General features: G+C 70.9%; 22 protein-coding genes, 1 tRNA gene and 1 pseudogene. 11 read left to right on the top strand and 13 right to left on the bottom strand.

What is annotated here, in order from left to right; all coding sequences use genetic code 11:
• Positions 1-38 precede the first annotated feature (38 nt).
• The 3 genes from cysS to J7I98_RS34880 all read left to right on the top strand — a co-directional run bounded on the left by cysS (position 39) and on the right by J7I98_RS34880 (position 4320).
• Positions 39-1442: a cysteine--tRNA ligase gene (cysS, locus tag J7I98_RS34870; protein WP_214929062.1), complete on the top strand. Its 1404-nt coding sequence runs from the start codon at positions 39-41 to the stop codon at positions 1440-1442.
• A gap of 84 nt (positions 1443-1526) precedes the next feature.
• A complete protein-coding gene (rlmB, locus tag J7I98_RS34875; RefSeq protein ID WP_214929063.1) occupies positions 1527-2483 on the top strand; it encodes a 23S rRNA (guanosine(2251)-2'-O)-methyltransferase RlmB in 957 nt (318 codons plus the stop codon).
• 166 nt (positions 2484-2649) lie between these two features.
• Positions 2650-4320, top strand: a complete 1671-nt coding sequence (locus J7I98_RS34880) for a DoxX family membrane protein (RefSeq protein WP_251021624.1) — start codon at positions 2650-2652, stop codon at positions 4318-4320.
• An 81-nt stretch (positions 4321-4401) separates the two neighbouring features.
• On the opposite strand, the gene J7I98_RS34885 is transcribed toward J7I98_RS34880, so the two are convergent.
• The 3 genes from J7I98_RS34885 to J7I98_RS34895 all read right to left on the bottom strand — a co-directional run bounded on the left by J7I98_RS34885 (position 4402) and on the right by J7I98_RS34895 (position 6968).
• Positions 4402-5118, bottom strand: coding sequence for a nucleotidyltransferase family protein (locus J7I98_RS34885; protein ID WP_214929064.1), 717 nt, complete (start codon positions 5116-5118; stop codon positions 4402-4404).
• Positions 5119-5200: 82 nt separating this feature from the next.
• Positions 5201-5617: a hypothetical protein gene (locus J7I98_RS34890; RefSeq protein WP_214929065.1), complete on the bottom strand. Its 417-nt coding sequence runs from the start codon at positions 5615-5617 to the stop codon at positions 5201-5203.
• Between the two features lie 214 nt (positions 5618-5831).
• Positions 5832-6968: an ABC transporter ATP-binding protein gene (locus J7I98_RS34895; RefSeq protein ID WP_214929066.1), complete on the bottom strand. Its 1137-nt coding sequence runs from the start codon at positions 6966-6968 to the stop codon at positions 5832-5834.
• Between the two features lie 179 nt (positions 6969-7147).
• On the opposite strand from J7I98_RS34895, the gene J7I98_RS34900 reads away from it, so the two are divergent.
• A tRNA-Thr gene (locus J7I98_RS34900) sits at positions 7148-7221 on the top strand.
• A gap of 95 nt (positions 7222-7316) precedes the next feature.
• Here J7I98_RS34900 and J7I98_RS34905 read toward each other — a convergent pair.
• Positions 7317-8708, bottom strand: coding sequence for an FAD-binding oxidoreductase (locus J7I98_RS34905; RefSeq protein ID WP_214929067.1), 1392 nt, complete (start codon positions 8706-8708; stop codon positions 7317-7319).
• A 136-nt stretch (positions 8709-8844) separates the two neighbouring features.
• Here J7I98_RS34905 and J7I98_RS34910 point away from each other — a divergent pair, with 136 nt between their 5' ends.
• Positions 8845-9327: a GNAT family N-acetyltransferase gene (locus tag J7I98_RS34910; protein WP_214929068.1), complete on the top strand. Its 483-nt coding sequence runs from the start codon at positions 8845-8847 to the stop codon at positions 9325-9327.
• Here J7I98_RS34910 and J7I98_RS34915 read toward each other — a convergent pair.
• Positions 9288-9875, bottom strand: a complete 588-nt coding sequence (locus tag J7I98_RS34915; RefSeq protein ID WP_214929069.1) for a TetR/AcrR family transcriptional regulator — start codon at positions 9873-9875, stop codon at positions 9288-9290. The two genes, J7I98_RS34910 and J7I98_RS34915, sit on opposite strands and share 40 nt — an antisense overlap.
• A gap of 92 nt (positions 9876-9967) precedes the next feature.
• On the opposite strand from J7I98_RS34915, the gene J7I98_RS34920 reads away from it, so the two are divergent.
• Both J7I98_RS34920 and J7I98_RS34925 read left to right on the top strand, forming a co-directional pair.
• Positions 9968-10837, top strand: a complete 870-nt coding sequence (locus J7I98_RS34920; RefSeq protein WP_214929070.1) for an alpha/beta fold hydrolase — start codon at positions 9968-9970, stop codon at positions 10835-10837.
• Positions 10838-10911: 74 nt separating this feature from the next.
• Complete coding sequence (locus J7I98_RS34925; protein ID WP_214929071.1) at positions 10912-11331, top strand: HPP family protein; 420 nt, start codon at positions 10912-10914, stop codon at positions 11329-11331.
• 18 nt (positions 11332-11349) lie between these two features.
• Here the strand turns inward: J7I98_RS34925 and J7I98_RS34930 are convergent, their stop codons facing one another.
• Positions 11350-12354, bottom strand: a complete 1005-nt coding sequence (locus J7I98_RS34930; protein ID WP_214929072.1) for a zinc-binding dehydrogenase — start codon at positions 12352-12354, stop codon at positions 11350-11352.
• Between the two features lie 82 nt (positions 12355-12436).
• Positions 12437-13633, bottom strand: a complete 1197-nt coding sequence (locus J7I98_RS34935) for an FAD-dependent oxidoreductase (protein WP_214929073.1) — start codon at positions 13631-13633, stop codon at positions 12437-12439.
• 141 nt (positions 13634-13774) lie between these two features.
• On the opposite strand from J7I98_RS34935, the gene J7I98_RS34940 reads away from it, so the two are divergent.
• A complete protein-coding gene (locus J7I98_RS34940) occupies positions 13775-14476 on the top strand; it encodes a pentapeptide repeat-containing protein (protein WP_214929074.1) in 702 nt (233 codons plus the stop codon).
• Positions 14477-14967: 491 nt separating this feature from the next.
• Here the strand turns inward: J7I98_RS34940 and J7I98_RS34945 are convergent, their stop codons facing one another.
• The 4 genes from J7I98_RS34945 to J7I98_RS34960 form a co-directional block, all read right to left on the bottom strand.
• Entirely contained in the window at positions 14968-15471 is a 504-nt protein-coding gene (locus J7I98_RS34945; RefSeq protein ID WP_214929075.1) for a hypothetical protein, read from the bottom strand.
• Positions 15472-15484: 13 nt separating this feature from the next.
• Entirely contained in the window at positions 15485-16030 is a 546-nt protein-coding gene (locus J7I98_RS34950; protein WP_251021626.1) for a hypothetical protein, read from the bottom strand.
• 85 nt (positions 16031-16115) lie between these two features.
• Complete coding sequence (locus tag J7I98_RS34955) at positions 16116-16754, bottom strand: response regulator transcription factor (RefSeq protein WP_214929076.1); 639 nt, start codon at positions 16752-16754, stop codon at positions 16116-16118.
• Positions 16751-17908, bottom strand: a complete 1158-nt coding sequence (locus tag J7I98_RS34960; RefSeq protein ID WP_214929087.1) for a sensor histidine kinase — start codon at positions 17906-17908, stop codon at positions 16751-16753. The genes J7I98_RS34955 and J7I98_RS34960 overlap by 4 nt, the downstream gene beginning before the upstream one ends.
• A 232-nt stretch (positions 17909-18140) precedes the next feature.
• On the opposite strand from J7I98_RS34960, the gene J7I98_RS34965 reads away from it, so the two are divergent.
• Positions 18141-18743, top strand: coding sequence for a heme-binding protein (locus tag J7I98_RS34965; RefSeq protein ID WP_214929077.1), 603 nt, complete (start codon positions 18141-18143; stop codon positions 18741-18743).
• 70 nt (positions 18744-18813) lie between these two features.
• Entirely contained in the window at positions 18814-20238 is a 1425-nt protein-coding gene (locus J7I98_RS34970; RefSeq protein ID WP_214929078.1) for a M1 family metallopeptidase, read from the top strand.
• On the opposite strand, the pseudogene J7I98_RS34975 reads toward J7I98_RS34970, so the two are convergent.
• Positions 20225-21792 (bottom strand): annotated as a pseudogene (locus J7I98_RS34975) (M4 family metallopeptidase). The gene J7I98_RS34970 and the pseudogene J7I98_RS34975 overlap by 14 nt on opposite strands.
• Before the next feature lie 346 nt (positions 21793-22138).
• Positions 22139-22714, bottom strand: coding sequence for a TerD family protein (locus tag J7I98_RS34980; RefSeq protein ID WP_214929088.1), 576 nt, complete (start codon positions 22712-22714; stop codon positions 22139-22141).
• A 148-nt stretch (positions 22715-22862) separates the two neighbouring features.
• Between J7I98_RS34980 and arfB the strand changes: the two genes are divergently transcribed.
• Positions 22863-23297: an alternative ribosome rescue aminoacyl-tRNA hydrolase ArfB gene (gene arfB, locus J7I98_RS34985; protein WP_214929089.1), complete on the top strand. Its 435-nt coding sequence runs from the start codon at positions 22863-22865 to the stop codon at positions 23295-23297.
• Positions 23298-23360: the final 63 nt, after the last annotated feature.

The raw sequence follows: 23360 nt of genomic DNA on the forward strand, positions 1-23360 counted from the left end.
GTCGCAGGGCACTGTCGTGCGCCCACTACCCTGGTGTAGTGACTATTCGGCTGTACGACACCAGCGCCCGGCAGACTCGCGACTTCTCCCCGCTCACGCCGGGCTGCGTCTCGATCTACCTCTGTGGCGCTACCGTGCAGGCCGCCCCGCACATCGGCCACATCCGGTCGGGGCTGAACTTCGACATCATGCGCCGCTGGTTCTCCTACCGCGGCTACGACGTGACGTTCATCCGCAATGTCACCGACATCGACGACAAGATCATCCACAAGTCGGCCGTCCAGGACCGCCCCTGGTGGTCCATCGGGTACGAGAACGAGCGCGCCTTCAACGACGGCTACGACGCCCTCGGCTGCCTCCCGCCCACCTACGAGCCCCGCGCCACCGGCCACGTCACCGAGATGGTCGAGATGATGCGCGGCCTCATCGAGCGCGGGCACGCGTACGAGGCCGACGGCAGCGTCTACTTCGACGTGCGGTCCTTCCCCGAATACCTGGCCCTGTCCAACCAGGACATCGACGACCTGCGCCAGCCCTCCGAGGACGGCATCACCGGCAAGCGCGACCCGCGCGACTTCGCCATGTGGAAGGCGAGCAAGCCCGGGGAGCCCGACTGGGAGACCCCGTGGGGACGCGGGCGCCCCGGCTGGCACCTGGAGTGCTCGGCCATGGCGCACAAGTACCTGGGCAGCGCCTTCGACATCCACGGCGGCGGGCTCGACCTGATCTTCCCGCACCACGAGAACGAGATCGCCCAGGCCAAGGCCTACGGCGACGACTTCGCCTCGTACTGGGTGCACAACGCCTGGGTCACCATGAGCGGCGAGAAGATGTCGAAGTCCCTCGGGAACTCGGTGCTCGTCAGCGAGATGGTCAAGCAGTGGCGGCCGATCGTGCTCCGCTACTACCTCGGCACCCCGCACTACCGCTCGATGATCGAGTACAGCGAGGAGGCCCTGCGCGAGGCGGAGTCCGCCTTCGCGCGCATCGAGGGCTTCATCCAGCGCGTCGTCGAGAAGGCGGGGGGCGTTGTCGAGCCCGCCGCCGAGGTGCCGCTCGCCTTCGCCGAGGCGATGGACGACGACCTGGGCGTCCCGCAGGCGCTCGCGATCATCCACACCACGGTGCGGCAGGGCAACTCCGCGCTGGCCGCCGACGACAAGGAAGAGGCCGTCGCCCGGCTGGCCGAGGTACGGGCCATGCTCGGCGTCCTGGGCCTCGACCCGCTCGACGACCACTGGTCGGGCGGCGGCGCCGACCGCGGCGAGGACCTCCACGGAGTCGTCGACACGCTCGTACGGCTCGTACTCGACCAGCGCCAGTCGGCCCGCGACCGCAAGGACTGGGGCGCGGCGGACGCGATCCGCGACCAGCTCCAGCAGTCCGGCCTCGTCATCGAGGACAGTCCGTCGGGCCCGCGGTGGACGCTCGGCCCGCGCTGACCGGCGCCGTTCGCCGCACACCTTCGAGAAGCGGCACACTCTTAAATACGTACGCACGTCTGAAAGCAACGAAACAGGTAGGTCATGGCCGGGAACAGCCAGCGCAGGAACCGCCGCACGTCCAACAAGAAGGGCATGCAGGTCGGCAGCGGTGGCCAGCGACGCCGCGGCCTGGAGGGCAAGGGCCCGACGCCGCCCGCGGAGGCCCGTACGAAGCACAAGAAGAACCGCATCGCCACGGCCAAGGCCAAGCAGGCCGCGGCCCGCCGCCCCGCGCCCCGGCGCGGCGGTGTCAAGGGCACGTCCGAGATGGTCGTCGGCCGCAACCCCGTCTTCGAGGCGCTGCGCGACGGCGTCCCGGCGACCACGCTGTACGTCCAGCAGTACATCGACAACGACGAGCGGGTGCGCGAGGCGCTCCAGCTCGCGGGCGAGCGCGGCAACATCAACCTGATGGAGGCCCCGCGTCCGGAGCTCGACCGGATGACGAACGGCCTGAACCACCAGGGCCTCGTCCTCCAGGTCCCGCCGTACGAGTACGCGCACCCCGAGGACCTGACGGCCGCCGCGTACGACAAGCACGAGGACCCGCTGATCGTCGCCCTCGACGGCGTGACCGACCCGCGCAACCTCGGCGCCATCGTCCGCTCCGTCTCCGCCTTCGGCGGCCACGGCGTGGTCGTGCCGGAGCGCCGTGCGGCGGGCATGACGGCGGGCGCGTGGAAGTCCTCCGCGGGCACTGCCGCCCGTACGCCGGTCTCCCGCGTCACGAACCTGACCCGCGCCCTTGAGGGCTACCAGAAGGCCGGCATCACGGTCGTCGGCCTCGCGGCGGACGGCGAGCACACGGTCGAGGACCTGGAAGCGCTGGCCGGCCCGGTCGTCATCGTGATCGGCAGCGAGGGCAAGGGCCTGGGCCGCCTCGTCGGCGAGACCTGCGACTACCGGGTACGCATCTCGATGCCGGGCGGTGCGGAATCGCTCAACGCGGGCGTCGCGGCGGGCATTGTGCTGTACGAGGTGGCACGCCGCCGGGGGTGACGCAGTCGCCGGGCGTCGCGCGTCCTGGCTCGCCCCGAGGCGGCAGGCAGAGGTGACGCGGCGCAATGCTCTGGGCTGGGCGGTATGTCCGGTAAGGGAGGCTTGACGGGTCTCGGACAGATCCGGGGTGTCAAAGCAGTGTCCTAACCACACGTCACTCGGTTAGATGAGTGTGGACACCAGAACACCCGGGTTCGACGATCAGCCCGCCCTGAGCATGGTCAAGGTGCCCTGCGATCCGGCGCAGGTCATCGTCAACCATGCCAGCTTCCGCGTGCAGCTCGCCCCGACCAAGAGTCGGCGCCCCACCCCGCCGTACGGGGGCACGGGTGGCGCGGGCAGTGGGATGGGGGACACCGCGCGTATCCCGGCCATGAGCAGTGCGGCGGGCGCCGGGCGCCGTCGTGCGCCCGTCGTGTGGAGCGGCAGATCCGAACCGGGAGACCCCGGCGCGACCGGGCTGCTCCAGGCCGTACGCGACTCCACCGCCGACGGCCGCTACGACGCGGGCGCCACCCAGGTCATCCCCCGGATCGACACGGGCGAGGACACCGCGGCGATCCCGACCGTCGTCGGCCCCCGCAGCTCCGAGCCGTCGATGACGCCGATGGTGCCCAGGGTGCGGCAGGCGGTCGGCGCGTACGACCACCCCGAACCGGACGGCGAAGGCGCCTACGGGGACGCTGAGTTCGCCGAGTTTGACGACTTCGACGAACTCGACGACGACGACGCCGTGGACGAGCGCGGCCAGCGGCACGGCGCGGACACCGTCCGGCACGCCTACTACCCCGGGCGGCGGATGAACCTCGGTGTGGTGCTGCTGCCGCTCCGCGTGTTCCTCGGCTTCATCTCCGTCTACGCCGGCATGGGCAAGCTCTGCGACCCCGTGTACTTCGACGGCGGCGAGCGCGGCTCGATGGTCAAGTGGCTTACGTCGCTGCATCCCTGGGCCCTCGCCGAGCCGCTGCGCGACTTCGCGCTGACCCACCCGGTGGGCGCGGGCCTGACCGTCGCGTTCCTCCAGGTCGTCGTCGGCGTGCTCACGGTCCTCGGGCTCTGGCAGCGGGTCGCCGCCTGCTTCGGCACGCTGCTGTCGGCCGCGCTGATCATGACGGTGAGCTGGAAGACCCTTCCGGCGTACGACGCTCCCGACATCATCTACCTCGCCGCCTGGTCCCCGCTGATCATCGCGGGCGCCCCCGTCTACTCGATCGACGGACGCCTCGCGGGCGAGGCCTGGCGCAAGCTCGGGCCGCGCTCCGAGCTGTGGGAGCTGCGGCGGCGCGTACTGCGGCGCGGCACCGTCGTCGCCTCCCTCGTGGTCGGGCTGACGCTGCTCATCGGCTCGATGCTGGGCGGGGCGGTACGTTCCTCGGACCTGGTGACCGTGCCCGGCCCGAACGACGACCCCACCAACCACCTCCCCGGCGCCCCCCTGCCCCGCCAGACCGGCGGCACCGGCCGCGCCTCGCAGGGCCCGACCGGCCAGAACCCGTCGCCGTCCGTCAGCAGCTCCGCACGGCCGTCGGCCCCGGCGACGACGCCCGGCGCCGTCCGCGAGAGCGCCACGGTCGGCAGCGACGCGCAGCTGCCCAGCCCGACGCAGGGCAGCACGGCCGGCCAGGCGCCCCCGCAGCAGCCCGCACCGCCGCCGCAGGCGCCCACCACCAGCGCGGGCCCGACGTCGACCGGCGGGGCCGGAAGCGGCGGCACTACGGGCGGCACTACGGGCGGCGGCACCACTGGCGGCACGGACGGCAGCACCGGAGGCGGCAGCAATGGCGGCGGAGGCAGCGACGGCGGCAGCGGCCGGGTGATCGGCGGCCTGCTCGGCTAGGACCCGCGAGGTACGAGAGAAGGGCCCGGCGCACATCCCGTGCGCCGGGCCCTTCTCTCGTACCTAAACGGGGGAGCAGGCTCAACCGCGCGCGGCGGCGAGTTCCTTGGCGGCCTCGCTCAGGTCCTTCGCGGTGTCGATGGCCCGCCAGTACGCGCCGTGCGGCAGCGGGAAGCCCGCCAGGCGGCGCTCTCGCGCCAGCCGGGGGAAGGTGGTGCGTTCGTGGTCCCCGAGGTCCGGGAGAAGCGCTCTGAAGGCCGCTGAGAAGACATACACGCCCGCGTTGATGAGATACGGCGAGGGCGGCGACTCGATGAAGTCGGTGATGTGGCCGAAGGTGTCCGTCTCCACCGCACCCCACGGGATGCGCGGGCGGGCCAGGGCCAGGGTCGCGACGGCGTCGCGCTCGGCGTGGAAGGCGGCCATGTCGCGCAGCGAGAAACGCGTCCAGATGTCGCCGTTCGTCGCGTACCAGGGGCTGCCCGGGTCGGGAAGATGAGCGGCGGCGTACTTGAGGCCGCCGCCGCGCCCCAGCGGCTCGCTCTCCACCACGGTGGTGACGCGCAGGGGGAGGTCGGCCGATTCCAGCCACTCCTGAAGGACGCCGGCGAGATGGCCGCAGGAAATCACCGCGTCGGTCACGCCCTCGTCAGCCAGCCAGGCAAGCTGATGGCCGATGATCGGGGTCCCGGTTCCCGGGATCTCGACCATCGGCTTGGGGCGGTCGTCGGTGTACGGGCGCAGCCGCGAGCCCTGGCCGCCGGCCAGGACCACAGCCTGCGTCGGAGACGTAGTCATGGACGAAGTCATACGGGGCACGATATGCGGCGCGTCGTGCGGGCGCCGATGCCCGGCCCCGGTGGGCCGGTTTCAGCGTCGCTCAGCCGGCCTGCTGCGCCACGCCCGAGGCGTACGAGGTGTCACAGACGGGCCGCGAGTACGACTGGGCACGCGTGGGGCCGTAGTGGACGACCGCGGCGCGGCCGAGGGCGCGGGCGAGCGACATGCAGTGCCGGGCCAGCGAAGGACGGCGCTCGACCTCGCGCTGGAGGTGCGTGAGCGCCACGCCCGGGTCCTTCTCCTGGAGTTCGAGGAGAAGCTTCTCGCGCAGGATGTCCTGCGGAGCGCGGGGCTTGGCGCGTACGTTTACCTTCTCGGAGGAAGCGGTAAGGATCTGCGACTCGGGTCCGCTTGTGGACCACGGGACGCGGGTGACCGCGAGGGTCCCGGAGAGGACCAGGACGACGGGCAGGACGAGAGCGAGAGTTCGGCCGATTCGGCGGGCTGTGTGCGTCACGCGAGTGAGCGTAGCGGGCCGTAATGATATGGCGACATTTAGTCACTCTCGCGGGGGATGGTTCGAAGCCTCTTTTCGAATTACGCGTTGACGCGGGAGTCCGAAATGGCCGGTGTGCCGGGGTATTTGTCGACACGCGAGAGCGCACGCAGACGGCCCCGCACCAGGGGTGCGGGGCCGTCTGCGGGTGGCGCATGTGGCGCGTGCGACGTTGTCAGTCGCTGAGGCGCTCGCCCGTCGAGGTGGAGAAGACGTGGGTCTCGCCCGGGCGCGGAACGACGTGCAGCTCGGCGCCCTTGTCCGGTACGGAGCGGCCGTTGACGCGGACCACCAGGTCCTTGTCCTCGCCGCCGACCCGCGCGCTGCCGTAGACGTAACCGTCGGCGCCGAGCTCCTCGACGACGTTGACGGTGACGGCCATGCCGGCCGGGGCGTCCGCGCTCTCCTTGGACAGGGCCTTCGCGGCGGTGCCGTTCTGCTCGACGATGTCGAAGTGCTCGGGGCGGACGCCGACCGTGACGGTGGTGTCGCCCTTGTCGGCGGCGGCGCTCAGGGCCTCGCGGCTGACCGGGATGACGCTGTTGCCGAACTTCACGCCGCCGTCGGTGATCGGGACCTCGACCAGGTTCATGGCGGGGGAGCCGATGAAGCCGGCGACGAAGAGGTTCGCGGGGCGGTCGTACATGTTGCGCGGGGAGTCGACCTGCTGGAGCAGACCGTCCTTCAGCACGGCGACCCGGTCGCCCATCGTCATGGCCTCGACCTGGTCGTGGGTGACGTACACCGTCGTGATGCCGAGACGGCGCTGGAGCGAGGCGATCTGCGTACGCGTCGAGACACGGAGCTTGGCGTCTAGGTTCGACAGCGGCTCGTCCATGAGGAACACCTGCGGCTCGCGCACGATGGCGCGGCCCATCGCTACACGCTGACGCTGACCGCCGGACAGCGCCTTCGGCTTGCGGTCCAGATACTCGGTGAGGTCGAGGATCTTCGCGGCCTCTTCGACCTTCTTGCGGATCTCGCTCTTGTTGATGCCGGCGATCTTGAGCGCGAAGCCCATGTTGTCGGCGACGCTCATGTGCGGGTAGAGCGCGTAGTTCTGGAACACCATGGCGATGTCCCGGTCCTTCGGCGGCAGGTGAGTGACGTCACGCTCGCCGATACGGATGGCACCGCCGTTGACGTCCTCAAGACCCGCGAGCATGCGCAGGGAGGTCGACTTGCCGCAGCCGGAGGGACCGACGAGGACGAGGAATTCGCCGTCCTCGACGTGAAGGTCGAGCTGGTCGACGGCGGGCTTGGTGGATCCCGGGTAGACCCGGGTCGCCTTGTCGAATGAAACCGTGGCCATGGTGAATCTGCTCCTTCACCGGCAGGAACGTGCCGGACGATCCGAGTAAGGGAGTGGTCTGGTCCACAGGTGTGGACCTGCCGTGACGCTACCTGGCGATGTCTGTCCTGTCAGTAGCGGGAAGGCGCTGAAATTTTCGAGCGGGGTGCGTGGGTGATCCGGTTAGACTGCTCTGACGCGCCTCCTTAGCTCAGCTGGCCAGAGCAACGCACTTGTAATGCGTAGGTCGTCGGTTCGAATCCGACAGGGGGCCCTGGAAGGGCACGGAGGGGCCCCGGTCACCGTTGTGTGACCGGGGCCTCTCTGCGTTCAGTGCCTGCGTTCAGTGCCTGCGTTCAGTGCCTGCGTTCAGTGGCGGCCGGAGAGGCGGTTTGCGTACTTCGCCAGGGGGTCTGTTTCTGCGCTGTGGCCTGTGAGCTCGCGGCGGTCTGCCGTGCGGTAGGCGGCGTACATGCCCTGGACGCCCAGCCAGCGGAAGGGCTCGGGCTCCCACTTGCGGACCTTGTGGTTGACCCAGGGGAGGGTGGTGAGGTCGGTTGCGCCGCCCTGGCCGGAGTCCTGGAGGATCAGGTCGCGCAGGGTGCGGGCGGCGAGGTTGGTGGTGGCTACGCCGGAGCCCACATAGCCGCCTGCCCAGCCGAGGCCGGTGGAGCGGTCCAGGGTCACCGTGGAGCACCAGTCGCGGGGGACGCCCAGGACGCCGGACCAGGCGTGGGTGATCTCGGTGCCCGCGAGGGAGGGGAAGAAGCGGGTGAGGATGTCGCGGAGAGCCTCGATGGTGTCGGGATGGGTGCGGCCGTCGTTGTCCGTACGGGAGGCGTAGCGGTAGGGGATGCCTCGGCCGCCCAGTGCGATGCGGTCGTCTGCTGTGCGCTGGGCGTACATGTAGGCGTGGGCCATGTCGCCGAGGGTCTCGCGGCCGTCCCAGCCGATGGTTTCCCAGGCGGAGGCGGGGAGGGGAGCGGTGACGATCATGGAGGAGTTCATCGGGAGCCAGGCGCGGCGCTGGTTCTTGATGGAGGCGGTGAAGCCCTCGGTGCAGCGCAGGATGTACGGGGCGCGGACCGTGCCGTAGGGGGTGACGGCGTGCTTCGGCTGGATCTCCGTGACCGGGGTGGATTCGTGGATGGTTACGCCCAGGGACTCGACCGCTGCGGCCAGGCCCTTGAGGAGCTTGACCGGGTGCAGGCGGGCTCCGTGCGGGGTCCAGGTGGAGCCGACGGCGCCGGTGACGCGGATGCGGTCGGCGGTTTCGCGGGCTCCGTGGAGGGTGCGTTCCTTCTCGCCGAAGGCGATTTCGGCGGCGTGGAAGTGCTTGAGGCGGGTCAGTTGGGCCGGGGTGTAGGCGACTTCGAGTACGCCGCCCTGGTGGATGTCGGCTTCGATGTTTTCGGCGGCGGCGGTGCTGATCACCTCGGTGACCGTGTCGTTCATGGCCTGCTGGAGGCGTACGGCGGCGTCGTGGCCGTGGAGTTTGGCGTAGCGGTCGCGGCCCGCGATGCCGTTGTAGAGCCAGCCGCCGTTGCGTCCGGAGGCGCCGTAACCGCAGAACTTGGCTTCCAGGACTGTGATGTTGAGGAAGGGGACGGCCTTCTTGAGGTAGTACGCCGTCCAGAGGCCGGTGTAGCCGCCGCCGACGATGCAGACGTCGGCTGTCGCGTCACCGGACAGGGGTTCACGGGGGGCGGGTATGCCGTCCTGCGCGTACCAGAAGGAGATGCCGCCGTTGATCGTGCTCATGGGGGTTGTTCGTACACCCATGGTTGTGACCCTGTCCAGATACGGAATTCGTAGGGCTGGAGAGAGAAGGGGGGCTGGCGGTCCAACAGCTGGAACTTGCCGGGTTGCTGCTCGGGCGCTGACGTAGCGTGCCCGCATGATTCGAAATGCGATTCCTTCCGACGTCCCTGTCATCCACGAAATGGTCCGGGAACTGGCCGACTACGAAAAGGCGCTGCACGAGGCCAAGGCCACCGAGGAGCAGCTGCGCGAGGCGCTCTTCGGGGAGCGGCCGGCGGCGTACGCGCACATTGCCGAGACCGAGGAGGGCGAGGTGGTGGGATTCTCGCTGTGGTTCCTCAACTTCTCCACGTGGCGCGGAGTGCACGGTATATACCTCGAAGACCTTTATGTGCGGCCACAGTTGCGCGGTGGCGGGCACGGCAAGGCGCTGCTGAGGGAACTGGCGCGGATCTGTGTCGAGCGGGGATACGAGCGGCTGGAGTGGTCCGTGCTCGATTGGAATGCGCCGTCGATCGACTTCTACCGTGCGCTGGGCGCGAAGCCGCAGGACGAGTGGACGGTCTACCGGCTGACGGATCAGGCGCTGGCGGAGCTCGGGGCGCAGTCGGGCGTGTAGTGGGCGAGGAGTACGCGGGCCGCCTCCTGGGCGTGGCGGGCCGGTTCCCGGGAGCCCGAGATGCCGGCGGACGCCATCGCGCCGTTGGCGAGGACGGCGAGCTGGGGGGCGAGGGCCGGGGGTGCGCCTGCGGCGGCAGCCAGTTCGGCGAAGTGCGCCGCGAAGGCCTTCTTGTGCGTACGGGCGACCTCGGCCACGCCTTCGGAGACTCCGCCCAGTTCGCCGAAGGAATTGATGAAGTTGCAGCCTCTGAACGCGGGCGAGCCGAACCACTCGTGGAGGTAGTCGAAGACCGCCAGGATGCGTTCCTGGGGGGTCTCGCCGCGGGCGTCGGCGTAGCGGGGGATTTCGTCGAGCAGGTCCCGGCTGCGGCGTCGTAGCACCGCCTCTACCAGGTCTTCCTTGGACGGGAAGAGCTGGTAGAGGCGCTTGAGGGAGACGCCGGACGCGGTGCGGATGGTGTCCATGCCGACGGCTTGCACGCCGCGCTCGTTGAAGAGGGCCGCGGCCGTGTCCAGGAGTCGTGTCTCGGCGGTCGTCGCGTCCATTTTCTGATCACCCCTTGCATGGAGAACCATCGTTCTCGTACTCTACACGGCATGGGGAGAACGATCGTTCTCCGTTGATAGGGGGAGGGGCTATGCCTGTTTTCGGTACGCGCCACAAGGTCGAGGTCATCGACGGCCTTGAGGTCTTCTACCGCGAGGCCGGAGACCCGTCCCGGCCCACGCTGGTGCTGCTCCACGGCTTTCCGTCCAGCTCGCACATGTACCGCGGGCTGATCGCCGAGCTGAGCGACGAGTTCCATCTGATCGCGCCCGATCACGTCGGATTCGGGCGCTCTGCCATGCCGTCCGTCGCTGAATTCCCGTACAGCTTCGAGAAGTTGACCGAGGTCACGCTGGCGCTGCTCGACCGGATCGGGGCCGAACGGTTCGCGCTGTACATCCAGGACTACGGGGCGCCCATCGGGCTGCGCATCGCGTCGCGGCAGCCCGAGCGGGTCACCGCGCTGATCAGCCAGAGCGGGAACGCGTACAGGGAAGGCTTCACACCCTTCTGGGACGTGCTGTTCGCCCACGCCGAGGACCGTGCGACGCACGAGCCCGCCGTGCGTGAGCTGCTGACCGCCGGGGCGACCAGGTGGCAGTACGAGCACGGGGTGCCGGCGGACCGGCTCGACCGGATCGGGCCGGAGACATGGACGCTGGACCAGGCCGGGCTCGACCGGCCGGGGAACAAGGAAGTGCAGCTGCAGCTGTTCTGGGACTACCGGTTCAACCTCGACAGCTACCCGGCATTCCAGGAGTACTTCCGTACGCATCGGCCGCCGACGCTCGTCGCGTGGGGCCGCAACGACGAGATCTTCGGGGCGGCGGGCGCGGAGGCGTTCGCCCGGGACCTGCCCGACGCCGAGATCCACCTGCTGGACGCGGGGCACTTCGCACTGGAGACGCACGGCGCGGAAATCGCCGCTCTCGTACGTGACTTCCTGCGGCGTGCGCTGTGAGGGATGCGGTGGGTGGGGGTGCCGGGAGGAACGCCGGGAGGAATGAAGTCGTTGCGTCGCTGATCGTGGGGGGCGTGGCGCTGGGGGCGGTGCTGCTGCTCGCCGCGACCCAGAGCCTGGCCGGGCTGCATGTCTTCGCCATCCCGTTCATAGCCACCGCGGCGGTGCTCGCGACGGCGCCGCACGCGCCGCTCGCCAGGCCCCGGGCGGTCCTCACGGCGTACCCGGTGGCCGTGGCGACGGCGCTGGTGGTCACCGCCGTCGCCGGGCCCTCGACGTACACGGCGGCGGTCGCCGCGGCGCTGTCGATCACGGCGATGGCGCTCCTGAAGGCACCCCACGTGCCGGCGGTACCGGCGGCGGCCGCGATCGGGCTGACCGACCCGGGAGTTGGGTACGTGCTGGACCCGCTGGTGCCCGGGGTGGCGCTCGTACTCGGGGCCGCGCTGCTGGCCGGGCGGGTGCTGCCGGGGTACGAGTACCGGTGGGCGTGAGGGGGCCTGGTGGGCGGCCTACGGTACGAGGACGACCTTGCCCATCGTGCCGCGCGTCTCCAGCGCCCGGTGCGCGGCGGCCGCCTCCGACAGGGGGAAGCGCTGGACCGCCGGGACCAGACGGCCCGCCGCCGCCTCCGCAAGGGAGCGGTCCTCCAGGGTCCGTACGGGGTTGTCGCCGCCGGCCTTGCCCAGCATCGCCGGGCCGAGCACGCCCTCGGAGGTGATGCCGCGCTCGGCGAGCTCCTCGTCGGTGAAGGTGAGCGGGCCGCCGTCGTGCAGGCCGCCACTGGACCAGCCGAAGACGATGTGCCGGCCGCCCCTGCCGAGGAGGTCGACAGTGGCCCGGCCGGTGTCCCCGCCGACCGAGTCGAAGACGACGGTGGCCCGGCGGTCGCCGAGGTATGCGCGTACCTGCTCCGGCCAGTCGGGGAGCGTGTAGTCGACGGCGAGGTCTGCGCCGTTCTCCCGTACGCGGGCGACCTTGGCGGGGCCGCCGGCCAGGCCGATGACGGTGCCGCCGAGGTTCTTCATGTACTGGACGAGGAGGGTGCCGATGCCGCCTGCCGCTGCGGGGACGATCGCAACGGTCTCGGCGGAGAGGTCGGCGAACTGGAGGATCCCCATGGTCGTACGGCCCGTACCGATCATGGCCACGGCCTGGCCCTCGTCGAGGTTCTCCGGGATTTCCTGGAGGCGCTCGGCATCGGTGACGGCCAGCTCGGCGTAGCCGCCGGGGTTCATGCCCAGGTGGACGACCACGCGCTTGCCGAGCCACGACGGGTCGGTGCCCTCGCCGAGCGACTCGACCGTGCCGGCGACCTCGCGGCCGGGGATGGTCGGGAGGTCGACGGGGACGGGGTACGGGCCGGTCATGCCCTCCCGCAGGGCGGTGTCGAGCAGGTGCACGCCGGACGCGGCGACGGCGATCCGTACCTGGCCGGGGCCGGGCACGGGGTCGTCGGTCTTCTCGTAGGTGAGGTTCTCGGCGGGGCCGAAGGCGTGGAGGCGGATGGCGTGCATGGCGGGCTCCTGAGGGTCTGGGCTGGGCTCGACTCGGTTGCCGACGGGCTTGGTCCGGTGGCTACAGCGCCAGCCTCGGGCCTCAAGCGCGGTTGAGGTCAAGCCCGTTCAGGCGACTGGTTCGCAGGGCGAGCGTGGCCGCCTCCAGGCCGCTGTTGAAGGACACCTCCGCCAGCAGGCCGGGCGCCGCGACCCGGTCGCCCGCGACGTACACGCCGTTGCCGCGGTCGATGGCCGGGCGGTCCCGCCAGGTGGTGCCCGGCCGGTCCAGCGCGCCCGTACGGCCCGCTGCCAGGGCCTCGCGCCGCCACGTGGTGCGCTCGCGCCAGCCAGGGAAGCCGAGGTCGAGCAGGCGCTCCGCGCGTGCGATGCCGTCCGCCTTGGACTCACCGGGGGCGACGGGAATCTGGCTCTGGATGAGCTGTTCGCCGGCCGGGGCGAGGGACGGATCCTGGGCGGTGTACCGCTCGATCCAGCCCGGGGTGTCCAGGTCGGAGATGACGAACGGGTCGCCCTTCCGCGTTCTGACGGCCAGGTCGAGGAGCGCTGTACGGCCGCTCTCCCAGGTCAGGGTTTCGTCGCCGAGGAGCCTGCGGGCGGCCTCCAGGGACGTCGCGACGATGACCGGGCCGCCACCGCCGTCCGGGTTCGCGGGGAGTTCGGTGACGCGTTCCGTCGTTTCGATCCGTACGCCCAGATTCCAGGCGAGCGCGGCCATACGGTCGACGACCGAGGCCCAGCCTCCGCGCGGGTAGTGGGCCTCAGGCGGAAGCCTGAGGGCGCGGCGCAGCCGCTCCTGGACGAAGCGCGCGGAGAGGGTGCCCGGGGCGTGGTGGAAGAGCGCGACGCCGATGTAGTTCGCGGCGGCGCGTGCGCCCTCTTCGCCGACCTGGCCTGTGGCCCAGGTGAGGAAGTCGGCGTCCACCGGCGCCTTGGCGGCGGACTTCAGGGCCAGCTTCATCATCGCGAGGGGCGGGGTCCTGCGGACGGCGCCGTGGTGGTGGAAGCGGAACCGGGTGCCTTCCAGGAGGGGTACGGACAGGATCTCGCCCAGCAGGTCGCGCTGCTGGAGCCAGGTCCAGAGCGGGCCGCCGCTGTAGAGGGCGTGCGGTCCCTCGTTGGTCTTGTACGGTCCCTCGGCGGTGCGGGCGCGGCCGCCGAGCGTGTGGTGGGCCTCGTACAAGGTCACCCTGGCGCCGGACTCTGCCGCCGTGATGGCTGCGGTGAGGCCGGCGAAGCCGCCGCCGATGACGGTGATGCGGTGGTGGGTCTGGTTCATTTTCTTCCGGTCTCCTTGCCGCGCGCCTGTCGCGTCGCCTGTCGCGTCGGTCGACGCTCTCGCGGGTTGTGACGGATGGCGGGGGCGCGGATGTGACATCGGGGCCGGGGGATTGTCAGTGGGGTGGTCCAGCATGGGTGGATGGCACGGAACACGAAGGCGAAGAAGTCCCCGGTCCCGGTGGTACGGCCCGTACGGCGGCCCGAGGTGCGGCTGCCGCCGCTCGCGCCTTTCGGGGGCGGGGAGCTGGAGTCGGAGGGGGACTACGACGGGGTCGAGTTCCGGGACCTGGACCTGGTGGGGCAGGAGGGGCGCGGCGCGCGCTTCATGGACTGCGGGCTCTACGGCGTCGCACTCGACGAGACCCTGCTGGGCCGGGCGCGCTTCGTCGACTCGGTGCTGGACGGGGTGCGCGGCGTGGGCACGGACCTGGCCGAGGCGTCACTGCGCGACGTGGAGGTGATCGACGCGCGGCTGGGCGGGGTCCAGTTGCACGGGGCGTCCCTGGAGCGGGTGCTGGTGCGCGGCGGGAAGATCGATTACCTGAACCTGCGTACGGCGCACCTGAAGGACGTCGTCTTCGACGGCTGCGTGCTGGTCGAGCCGGACTTCGGGAGTGCGCGGCTGGAGCGGGTGGAGTTCCGCGACTGCGTGCTGCGGGGGGTGGACTTTACGGGCGTGACGATGCGGGATGTCGATCTGCGGGCGGTCGCGGAGCTGGAGATTGCGCGCGGGGTCGGGCGGTTGGCGGGGGCCGTGATCAGTCCGGCGCAGCTGGTGGACTTGGCTTCGGCGTTTGCTGCGGAGATGGGGGTGCGGGTGGAGGGGGCGGGGGGAGAGTAGGTGCGGGTGCGGGTGCGGGCGCAGATGCGGGTGCGGTGCGCGGGCGCCCGGTGCGGGTTGCCTGAGCGCGGGTGCGGTGGGGTGCGTGGGGTGGGGTGCGACCGGTTCGGTGGTGCGGGTTGCCTGCGGCGCGGGTGCGGTGGGGTGTGCGGCGCGTACGGTACGCGGGCGCCGGTGCGCGTGCGGGTGCTTGCGGCGCGGGTGCGGTGGGGTGCGACCGGTTCGGTTGTGCGGGTTGCTTGCGGCGCGGGTGCGGTGGGGTGTGCGGCGCGTACGGTACGCGGGCGCCGGTGCGCGTGCGGGTGCTTGCGGCGCGGGTGCGGTGTGCGGCCCCGGTGCGGGTTGCCTGCGGCGGTTTCCCCTCCCCGCCCCTTCCCGGCTGTGACATTTTGCGGCTGCCGCCGCGTGGGGGCTCCGCCCCGGACCCCGGTCCTCAAACTCCCCCATGGACTACGTCCAGGGGACCCCCAGGGGCTGAGAGTGCCCGGGGGTTAAGACTGCACCCGGGGGAATCTCGCCTGCAGGTCCCAGATCGCCGGGTTGTCCGCCAGGCCGTCGTGCATGTCCGTCAGGTCCGCGATCAGGTCGTGCAGGAAGTCCCGCGCCTCCCGCCGCAGCAGCCGGTGGCTGAAGGTGAGCGGAGCCTCCTCGACCGGCATCCAGTCGGCTTCGATGTCGACCCAGCCGAACCGCCGCTCGAAGAGCATCCGGTCCGTCGACTCCGTGAAGTCCAGCTCCGCGTACTGCGGCTTCGCCGACCGGCTGCCGCGCGGATCCTGGTCGAGCTGCTCGACGATGTCGCACAGCGCCCACGCGAAGTCGAGCACCGGCACCCATCCCCAGGCTGTGGATACTTCGCGGTCCGCCTTCGTGTCCGCGAGGTACACGTCGCCGCAGAAGAGGTCGTGCCGCAGGTCGTGCACGCCGGCACGCCGGTAGTCCGTCTGCGGAGGGTCCGGGAAGCGGCGGGAGAGGGAGTAGCCGATGTCGAGCACGTGGTCGATGGTGTCATGCCCCGTGGCGCTTCCCGTACGACCAGGCCACGGCGGCAAGAAGCGGGCCTACGGCGAACAGGGGGGCGTAACAGAGACCTGTCAGGACGTTCCAGTTGCCGCTCATGTTCGGGTCGCCCTCGACGAAGAACAGCAGCACCAGCTGACTCAGCGCGAACAGGGTCACCAGGAGCGAAATCGCCCCTGCCGCCCCGGCGACCGCCCTCGGGCGAGGCAGCCGCCGCCGGTCGCTCACCAGCAGCAGCGGGACCAGCGCGGCGCACTCCTGGACGATCGCCAGGCCCACGACGTAGGCGATGCCCCAGCCAGGGATGCCGTAGACGTCGCGCAGCACCTCGTCGCTGTAGCCGACGTAGATACCGGAGGCCATCGCGAGGCGCCACAGGCCCGAGGGGACCGCGCACAGCACGATCGCGTGGGCGGTGCGGCGTGCCCAGCGGGGCGCGGGCGGCGCGACGCTCGCCCTGGCTGTCGTGTCCCTCGTGTCGCTCGTGTCCGTCGCGTCTGTCGTGGATGCCCTGGCCGGCGTGGCTGTTGTCATGGGGTACAGGCTCGCCCCGCGCCGGGCAGCTCCGCTTCCTCCCCTGCGGCGGACCCTCTCCGCCTCCCGGCGGAGGGACCCGCGCTCACGGGAGGAGCCGCTGCTCCTTCGCGACCGCCACCGCGCCCGAGCGGGTGTCCACGCCCAACTTGGCGTAGATCCGGCCCAGGTGGGTCTTCACCGTCGCCTCGCTGATGAACAGAGCGCGGGCGATCTCCCGGTTGCCCAGGCCGTGCGCGAGCTGGCCCAGGATGTCCGTCTCCCGTTCCGTCAGCGTCGGCCGACCCGCCCCGCGCATCCGGTCCATCACGCGGCTGGCGACCGGCGGCGACAGCGTGGTGCGGCCCTGGGCGGCCGAGCGGATCGCCGCGAAGAGTTCCTCGGGGCGTTCGGCCTTCAGCAGGTAGCCGGTGGCGCCCGCCTCGATGGCTCGGGTGATGTCGGCGTCCGTGTCGTACGTCGTGAGCACCAGGACGTGGACGCCGGTCGGGGCGATACGGCGGGTGGCCTCCACGCCGTCGATGCCCGCGCCCAGCTGGAGGTCCATCAGGACCACGTCCGGGGTCAGCTTCGCGGCCATCGCCACCGCCTCCTCGCCGCTGCCCGCCTCGCCGACGACCTCGATGTCCGGTTCGCTGCCCAGGAGTGCGAGCAGTCCGGCGCGTACGACGGCGTGGTCGTCGCAGAGCAGGATGCGTACAGGTGCGGTCGAAGACGCGGTCACGAGGTGTGCTCCAGGGGGATCGCGGCGGACAGCACCGTGCCTTCGCCGGGGGCCGATTCGATCGTCAGGGTGCCGCCGAGCTGGCGCACGCGGGCCCGCATCGCGGGCAGGCCGTGGCCGCGTACGCCGCCGGTGGAAGCGGACGTGGCTTCCACAAAGCCCGTGCCGTCGTCGGCGATGTCCAGGACCACCTGGTCGCCCAGGTACGTCAGGGTCAGCGCCGCCGCCCGCGCGTTCGCGTGCTCCCGTACGTTCGCCAGCGCGCCCTGGGCGATCCGCAGCAGCGCCGACTGCACCCGGTCGGGCAGCACGGCCGGCGTCCCGTCGACGCGGAACGCCGCCGACTCGCGGGCCGCCACCCTGCGCAGCGCCTCCTCCAGTCCGCCGCCCTCCGCCAGGTCGGCGGGGGCCAGGTCGTGGACGAAGCGGCGGGCCTCGGCGAGGTTGCGTTCCGCGATCGATTCCGCCGTACGCACATGGCGGCGGGCCGTCTCCGGGTCCGCGTCCCACGTCCGGTCCGCCGCCTGGAGAAGCATCTGCTGGCTGGACAGGCCCTGGGCGAGGGTGTCGTGGATCTCCATGGAGAGACGCTGGCGCTCGGCCAGCGTGCCTTCGCGCCGCTCGGTGGCGGCCAGTTCGCGGCGTGTACGGATCAGGTCGTCGATCAGCGTGCGCTGCCGCGCGGCCTGCCGCTGCATGTGGACGAACACGGCGGTCGCGACGGCCGCCACCGCGGGCGGCGCCACCACCAGGTTCGGGTCGAAGCCGCCCTGCGCCAGCTGGAGCTGCGCGGCGACCACGAACGCGGTGAGCAGCGCGACCAGGGCGAGTGCGGCGCGCGACGGGAGCGTACGCAACCCCGTGTAGAACAGCGGCACCGCGCACCAGGCGAAGCTCGGCGCAAGGACGACCAGCACCACCCACACGGCCACGACCGCGCCCAGCCAGACCAGCCGACGGGGCGCGGGGCGGGAGGCGGCGGGGGCGGTAGGGGCAGTGGTGACGGCGGTGGGGCCCAGGACCGGCCCCAGTACGTACAGCAGCGCCAGCGTGATGCTCAGCGCGATGATCCACGGGGTGCGCGCCTCGCCGGGGTGCCGCAGCAGGAACCGGGCGAGCGAGGCGCCGAGCAGCAGGAAGAACGCCGCGTGCATCACGGGCGCGAGCCAGCGCGCGTCGGGGTCGTGCCGGTCGTGCTGCGGCTGCACCGTTCTCTCCTTGCTGACCTGCGCTTACGTCCCCATGGTGACCCGGCGGGACCAGACCCGCATCAACCGATCGGCTGACGGAGACGTAGCCGGTACGCCGACCGTACGGGCCCGGTGGCGGCACCAGGATCGATGGCAGAGACAGCAAGGCCGAACACACCACCCCCTTGGAGCCACCATGAAGAAGCTCTCGCTGCGCGCCCGTGTCCTGACCGGTGCCGTCGCCGCTGCCGCCCTCAGCGCAGGCACCTTCGGCGCGATGTCCGCGAACGCCACCGAGCCCGCCGCCGCGCCCGCCGTCGCCGTCAAGGCCGACACCCCCGGTGCAAGCACCGGCTCCACTGGAGCGGCTCACGCCGCGCCCTCTTCTGAGAACCTCCAGCAGTCCACCCACCTGACCGTGGCCGCCGCCACCCGGGCCGCCCAGGCCACCCTGGAGGCCGCCGAGAGCGAGAACCAGCGCATCACCGTCGCCGTCGTCGACCGCAACGGCAACACCGTCGTCACCCTGCGCGGCGACGGCGCGGGCCCGCAGTCCTACGAGTCCGCCGAGCGCAAGGCGTTCACCGCGGTCTCCTGGAACGCGCCCACCTCGGAGCTGGTCAAGCGCCTCGCCACGGCCCCCAACCTGAAGGACATCCCCGGCACCCTCTTCCTCGCCGGCGGCGCCCCGGTGCAGGTCAATGGCGCTCCGATCGCGGGCATCGGCGTGGCCGGTGCGCCGAGCGGCGACCTGGACGAGAAGTTCGCGCAGGCGGGTGTCGCGGCGCTGGCCAAGTAGGCAGCCCGAGTGCGAAGGCGGGCGGCCTGCGGCCGGGAAAGCGGCGTAATCCACGCATAAGATCCCTGGTGTGGATCAATGGACTCGCGTACGCCGCTGTGCCCCGGCCGCCGTTGCCGCCCTCCTCGCCCTCACCTCCTGCACCACCAGCGCCAATGGTGAGGCCAACGGCCGCGCAACCGCCGCATCAGGCACACCAGGCGCCCCCGGCGTACACGACCCGTACTTCCCCGAGCTCGGCAACGGCGGCTACGACGTCACGCACTACGCCCTGACCCTCGACTACGACCCCAAGGCCCACCGCCTGGAGGCCACCGCCGAGATCACCGCCCGCGCCACCCAGGACCTCAGCGCCTTCAACCTCGACCTGCACGGCATGAACGTCACCTCCGCGACCGTCGACGGCCAGAAGGCCGTCGTCAGCCGCGCGGGCGACGAGCTGACCCTGACCCCGCGCTCCGGCGCCGGTCCCACCGACGGCGAGACCTTCCGTACCGTCGTCGGCTACTCCGGCCGGCCGGCCACCATCACCGACGCGGACGAATCCGAAGAGGGCTGGCTGCGGACGGCGGACGGCGCGCTCGCGCTCGGCGAGCCGCTCGGGTCCATGGCGTGGTTCCCCGGCAACCACCACCCGAGCGACAAGGCGTCGTACGACATCACGGTGACCGTCCCCAAGGGGCTGAGGGCCATCTCCAACGGGGAGTTGAGGAGCGAGCGCACCCGGGGCGACCGGACGGCCTTCGCGTGGCACTCCGGCGAACCGATGGCCGGTTACCTCGCCACTGTCGCCATCGGGAAGTTCGAGACGAGGGCGACCCGGACCCCGTCCGGACTGCCCGTGTTCACCGCCGTCGACCCGGCCGTCGCCAAGGGCAGCGCCGAAAGCATCGCCGGCATCCCGGACATCGTCGAGTGGGGGATCAAGACCTTCGGCCCCTACCCCTTCTCGTCGGCCGGCGCGATCGTCGAGCGGGACGGCGACGCCGGGTACGCACTGGAGACCCAGACGAAGCCGGTCTTCCCCGGCCCGCCCTCCGACGGGCTGCTCGTCCACGAGCTCGCCCACCAGTGGTTCGGCAACTCCGTCACGCCCAAGTCCTGGCGGGACATGTGGCTCAACGAGGGCTTCGCGACGTACGCACAATGGCTCTGGGACGAGGACTTCGCGAACATTCCCGCCGACCGCAACTTTGCCGAGGCCTTCGACAACAAGGCCAACTGGGCCTTCCCGCCCGCCGAGCCGCCCTCCGGGGCGGACCTCTTCGGCGACCCCGTCTACGGGCGCGGCGCGATGGTGCTCCACAAGGTGCGTGAGGCGGTGGGCGACGATGCCTTCTTCGGCATCGTCCGGGGCTGGGCAAGCACCCACCGCCACAGCAACGCGTCCACGGACGACTTCACGGCGTACGTCGAGAAGAAGTCCGGCAAGGACCTGAAGGCCCTCTGGGACACCTGGCTCTACGGCAAGAAGAAACCCGCTACTTCACGTTGATCGCGGTCCAGGTGGCCGCGACCGCCTGGTACTCCGCACTGCTCGCGCCGTACAGGTCGCCCGCCGCCTTGAGCGTCGCGACGCGCGCGCCCGCGTAGTCGGTGGACGAAGTCATGTAGGTGGAGAGGGCCTTGTACCAGATCTGGTACGCCTTGACCCGGCCGATGCCGGTGAGCGTCGAGCCGTCGGCTGTCGGGGAGTCGTAGGAGACACCGTTGATGGTCTTCGCGCCGCTGCCCTCCGACAGCAGGTAGAAGAAGTGGTTGGCCGGGCCCGACGAGTAGTGGACGTCGAGGCGGCCGACGTTGCGCGACCAGTAGTCGGCGGAATTGCCGTCCCTGCTCGGCTTGTCCATGTAGCGCAGCGGGGTGCCGTTGCCGCGGATGTCGATCTTCTCGCCGATGAGGTAGTCGCCGACGTCGCTGCTGTTCGCCGCGTAGAACTCCACGGACGTGCCGAGGATGTCGCTGGTCGCCTCGTTGAGGCCGCCGGACTCGCGGCTGTAGCGCAGGCCCGCGGTGGCGGACGTGAGGCCGTGGGTCATCTCGTGGCCCGCGACGTCGATCGAGGTGAGCGGCTTCTGGTTGGCCGCGCCGTCGCCGTAGGTCATGCAGAAGCACTGGTCGGACCAGAAGGCGTTGACGTACGCGTTGCCGTAGTGGACGCGGGAGTACGCCGCGGCGCCGTCGCCTCTGATGCCGTTGCGCTGGAACTGGGTCTTGTAGAAGTCCCAGGTGAGCGCGGCGCCGTAGTGGGCGTCGACGGCCGCGGTCTGGCGGTTGGCGGGGGTGCCGTCGCCCCAGGTGTCGTCGGCGTCGGTGAAGAGGGTGCCGGTGCCGCTGGTGCCCTGGTTCAGGTCGTACGTCTTGTGTCCGCCGCGGGTGGCGTCGGTGAGGGTGAAGCCGGAGCCGCCGGTGGAGCTGCCGAGGGTGACGGTGCCGCTGTACTGGCCGGTGCCGGAGCCCGTCTCGATGGCCTCGAAGTCGTACAGCTTCTTGCCGGTGGTGGCGTCGGTGATGACGTGGAGTTCGCTGGGCGTCCCGTCGTGCTGGAGACCGGTGACGACGGTCTCGAAGGCGAGGACGGGCTTCGAGCCGTTCCCGGCCCACACGATCTTGCGCGGCGCCTTGGCCGTGGTGTCCTTCTCGCCGGAGGCGGCGAGCGCGGACTTCTTCGCGGTGGCGGTGGATATCGCGGCGTCCGTCGACGCCACGGCTATACGGGACTTGCTGGCCTTGTCGACGCCCTTGAGCGCGCCGCTCCTGGCGGTGTGTGGGTGACGAGGTCGCCGCCGAGGACGGGCAGGCCGTCGTACGTCCGCTCGTAGCGGGTGTGCACGGTGCCGTCGGCGTCCTTGATGACGTCGCGTACGACGAGTTTCTCCTTGCCGCCGAGCCCGATCTTCCCGGCGGTGGCAGCGGCCCCCGCCTGGGCGTCCTTGACGGCGGCGGCCCGCTGGGAGGCGCTGAGCGGGAGGGCGGTGGCAGCCGTCGCGCGGTCGGCGGCCTCGGGGGCGGCGGTGGCGGAACCGGCCTGTACGCCGACTACGACCATGGCGGCCGAGGCGGCGAGTGCGGCGGCGCGGACCGCGGTCTTGCGCGAGAGGGCGCGGGGAGCGGGGGACTGCTGGCTCACTCGGACTCCTTCAATCGGGCCGTGGGGGGCGGCGCGAGAGAGAATGTCACCGAATGAACGGTCGTTGACAGTGACTCGACAAGTTCTTGACCGGTTCTTGTCCGAAAGGTGCGGACCTCTGTCCGTTATGCGGGAAAGGCACAGGGCCCCGACCGAAGTCGGGGCCCCGTACGGCTACTTGGCGCGCAGACGCGAGAGGGCCCCGGCCGCTAGAACCTAAGCATCGGCCGGGGCCTCTCAGTAACACACCTGCATACGTCGGACGTTAGACGTTGACGCCGAAGTCCTGGGCGATGCCCGTCAGACCGGACGCGTAACCCTGGCCGACCGCGCGGAACTTCCACTCCGCGCCATTGCGGTAGAGCTCGCCGAAGACCATGGCGGTCTCGGTGGCGGCGTCCTCGCTCAGGTCGTAGCGGGCGATCTCGGAGCCGCCGGCCTGGTTGACGATACGGATGTACGCGTTCCGCACCTGGCCGAAGTTCTGCGAGCGGCTCTCGGCGTCGTAGATCGAGACCGGGAAGACGATCTTGTCGACGTCGGCGGGCAGGCCCGCCAGGTTCACGTTGATCGCCTCGTCGTCGCCGGCGCCCTCGCCACTGCGGTTGTCACCGGTGTGGACGATGGTCTGGTCCGGCGTCGACTTGTTGTTGAAGAAGACGAAGTGGCCGTCGGAGTAGACCTTGCCGGTGGGGTTGACCGCGATCGCGGAGGCGTCGAGGTCGAAGTCCGTACCGGTGGTCGTGCGGACGTCCCAGCCGAGTCCGACCGTGACGGCGGTCAGGCCGGGGGCCTCCTTGGTGAGCGAGACGTTGCCGCCCTTGGACAGACTTACAGCCATCGGGATGTCCTCTTCCTTGAAGTCGTGCGGGCTTCGCAGCACATGTCGGATCCGAAGCTACCGTCACCCGTCATAACGCGGACAGGACGCCGCCCAGTTCCCCCGTAAGCCGAAAAGAGGGTGACGCGACCGCCGCAAGCACGGGATCATTGGACACATGTCCGGTCCCCACATCATCCGCGGTTCTGTCTCCCTGCCCGAGCCAGAGCTCATGTGGCGTTTCTCCAGGTCGTCCGGACCCGGCGGACAGCACGTCAACACCAGCGACTCGCAAGTGGAGCTGCGCTTCGACCTCGCCAAGACGGAAGCGCTGCCGCCGGTCTGGAAGGAGCGTGCGCTGGAGCGGCTCGCGGCCCGGCTCGTGGGCGGCGTCGTTTCCGTACGGTCGTCCGAGCACCGCTCGCAGTGGCGCAACCGCGAGACCGCGCTCGTCCGGATGGCAGCCCTGCTCGCCGAAGCGACGGCGCCGCCGCCCAAGCCCCGCAAGGCCAAGAAGATCCCCCGAGGCATCAACGAGCGCCGCCTGCGCAACAAGAAGGCGCGCAGCGAGACGAAGCGCGGGCGTGCGGGCGGCTGGGACTAGCCCGACCCACCGGGGGGACCGGCCCAACTGCGGGGGGGGGGGGGGGGGGGGGGGGGGGGGGTC

The organism is Streptomyces sp. ISL-98, assembly GCF_018614055.1.
Taxonomy (GTDB): Bacteria; Actinomycetota; Actinomycetes; order Streptomycetales; family Streptomycetaceae; genus Streptomyces; species Streptomyces spiramyceticus.

Coding starts and splice junctions, on each gene's coding strand:
- rlmB (WP_214929063.1), top strand. CDS start 1,527: ATGGCCGGGAACAGCCAGCGCAGGAACCGCCGCACGTCCAACAAGAAG.
- J7I98_RS34880 (WP_251021624.1), top strand. CDS start 2,650: ATGAGTGTGGACACCAGAACACCCGGGTTCGACGATCAGCCCGCCCTG.
- J7I98_RS34885 (WP_214929064.1), bottom strand. CDS start 5,118: ATGACTACGTCTCCGACGCAGGCTGTGGTCCTGGCCGGCGGCCAGGGC.
- J7I98_RS34895 (WP_214929066.1), bottom strand. CDS start 6,968: ATGGCCACGGTTTCATTCGACAAGGCGACCCGGGTCTACCCGGGATCC.
- J7I98_RS34905 (WP_214929067.1), bottom strand. CDS start 8,708: ATGAGCACGATCAACGGCGGCATCTCCTTCTGGTACGCGCAGGACGGC.
- J7I98_RS34910 (WP_214929068.1), top strand. CDS start 8,845: ATGATTCGAAATGCGATTCCTTCCGACGTCCCTGTCATCCACGAAATG.
- J7I98_RS34915 (WP_214929069.1), bottom strand. CDS start 9,875: ATGGACGCGACGACCGCCGAGACACGACTCCTGGACACGGCCGCGGCC.
- J7I98_RS34920 (WP_214929070.1), top strand. CDS start 9,968: ATGCCTGTTTTCGGTACGCGCCACAAGGTCGAGGTCATCGACGGCCTT.
- J7I98_RS34930 (WP_214929072.1), bottom strand. CDS start 12,354: ATGCACGCCATCCGCCTCCACGCCTTCGGCCCCGCCGAGAACCTCACC.
- J7I98_RS34935 (WP_214929073.1), bottom strand. CDS start 13,633: ATGAACCAGACCCACCACCGCATCACCGTCATCGGCGGCGGCTTCGCC.
- J7I98_RS34940 (WP_214929074.1), top strand. CDS start 13,775: ATGGCACGGAACACGAAGGCGAAGAAGTCCCCGGTCCCGGTGGTACGG.
- J7I98_RS34950 (WP_251021626.1), bottom strand. CDS start 16,030: ATGACAACAGCCACGCCGGCCAGGGCATCCACGACAGACGCGACGGAC.
- J7I98_RS34960 (WP_214929087.1), bottom strand. CDS start 17,908: ATGCACGCGGCGTTCTTCCTGCTGCTCGGCGCCTCGCTCGCCCGGTTC.
- J7I98_RS34965 (WP_214929077.1), top strand. CDS start 18,141: ATGAAGAAGCTCTCGCTGCGCGCCCGTGTCCTGACCGGTGCCGTCGCC.
- J7I98_RS34980 (WP_214929088.1), bottom strand. CDS start 22,714: ATGGCTGTAAGTCTGTCCAAGGGCGGCAACGTCTCGCTCACCAAGGAG.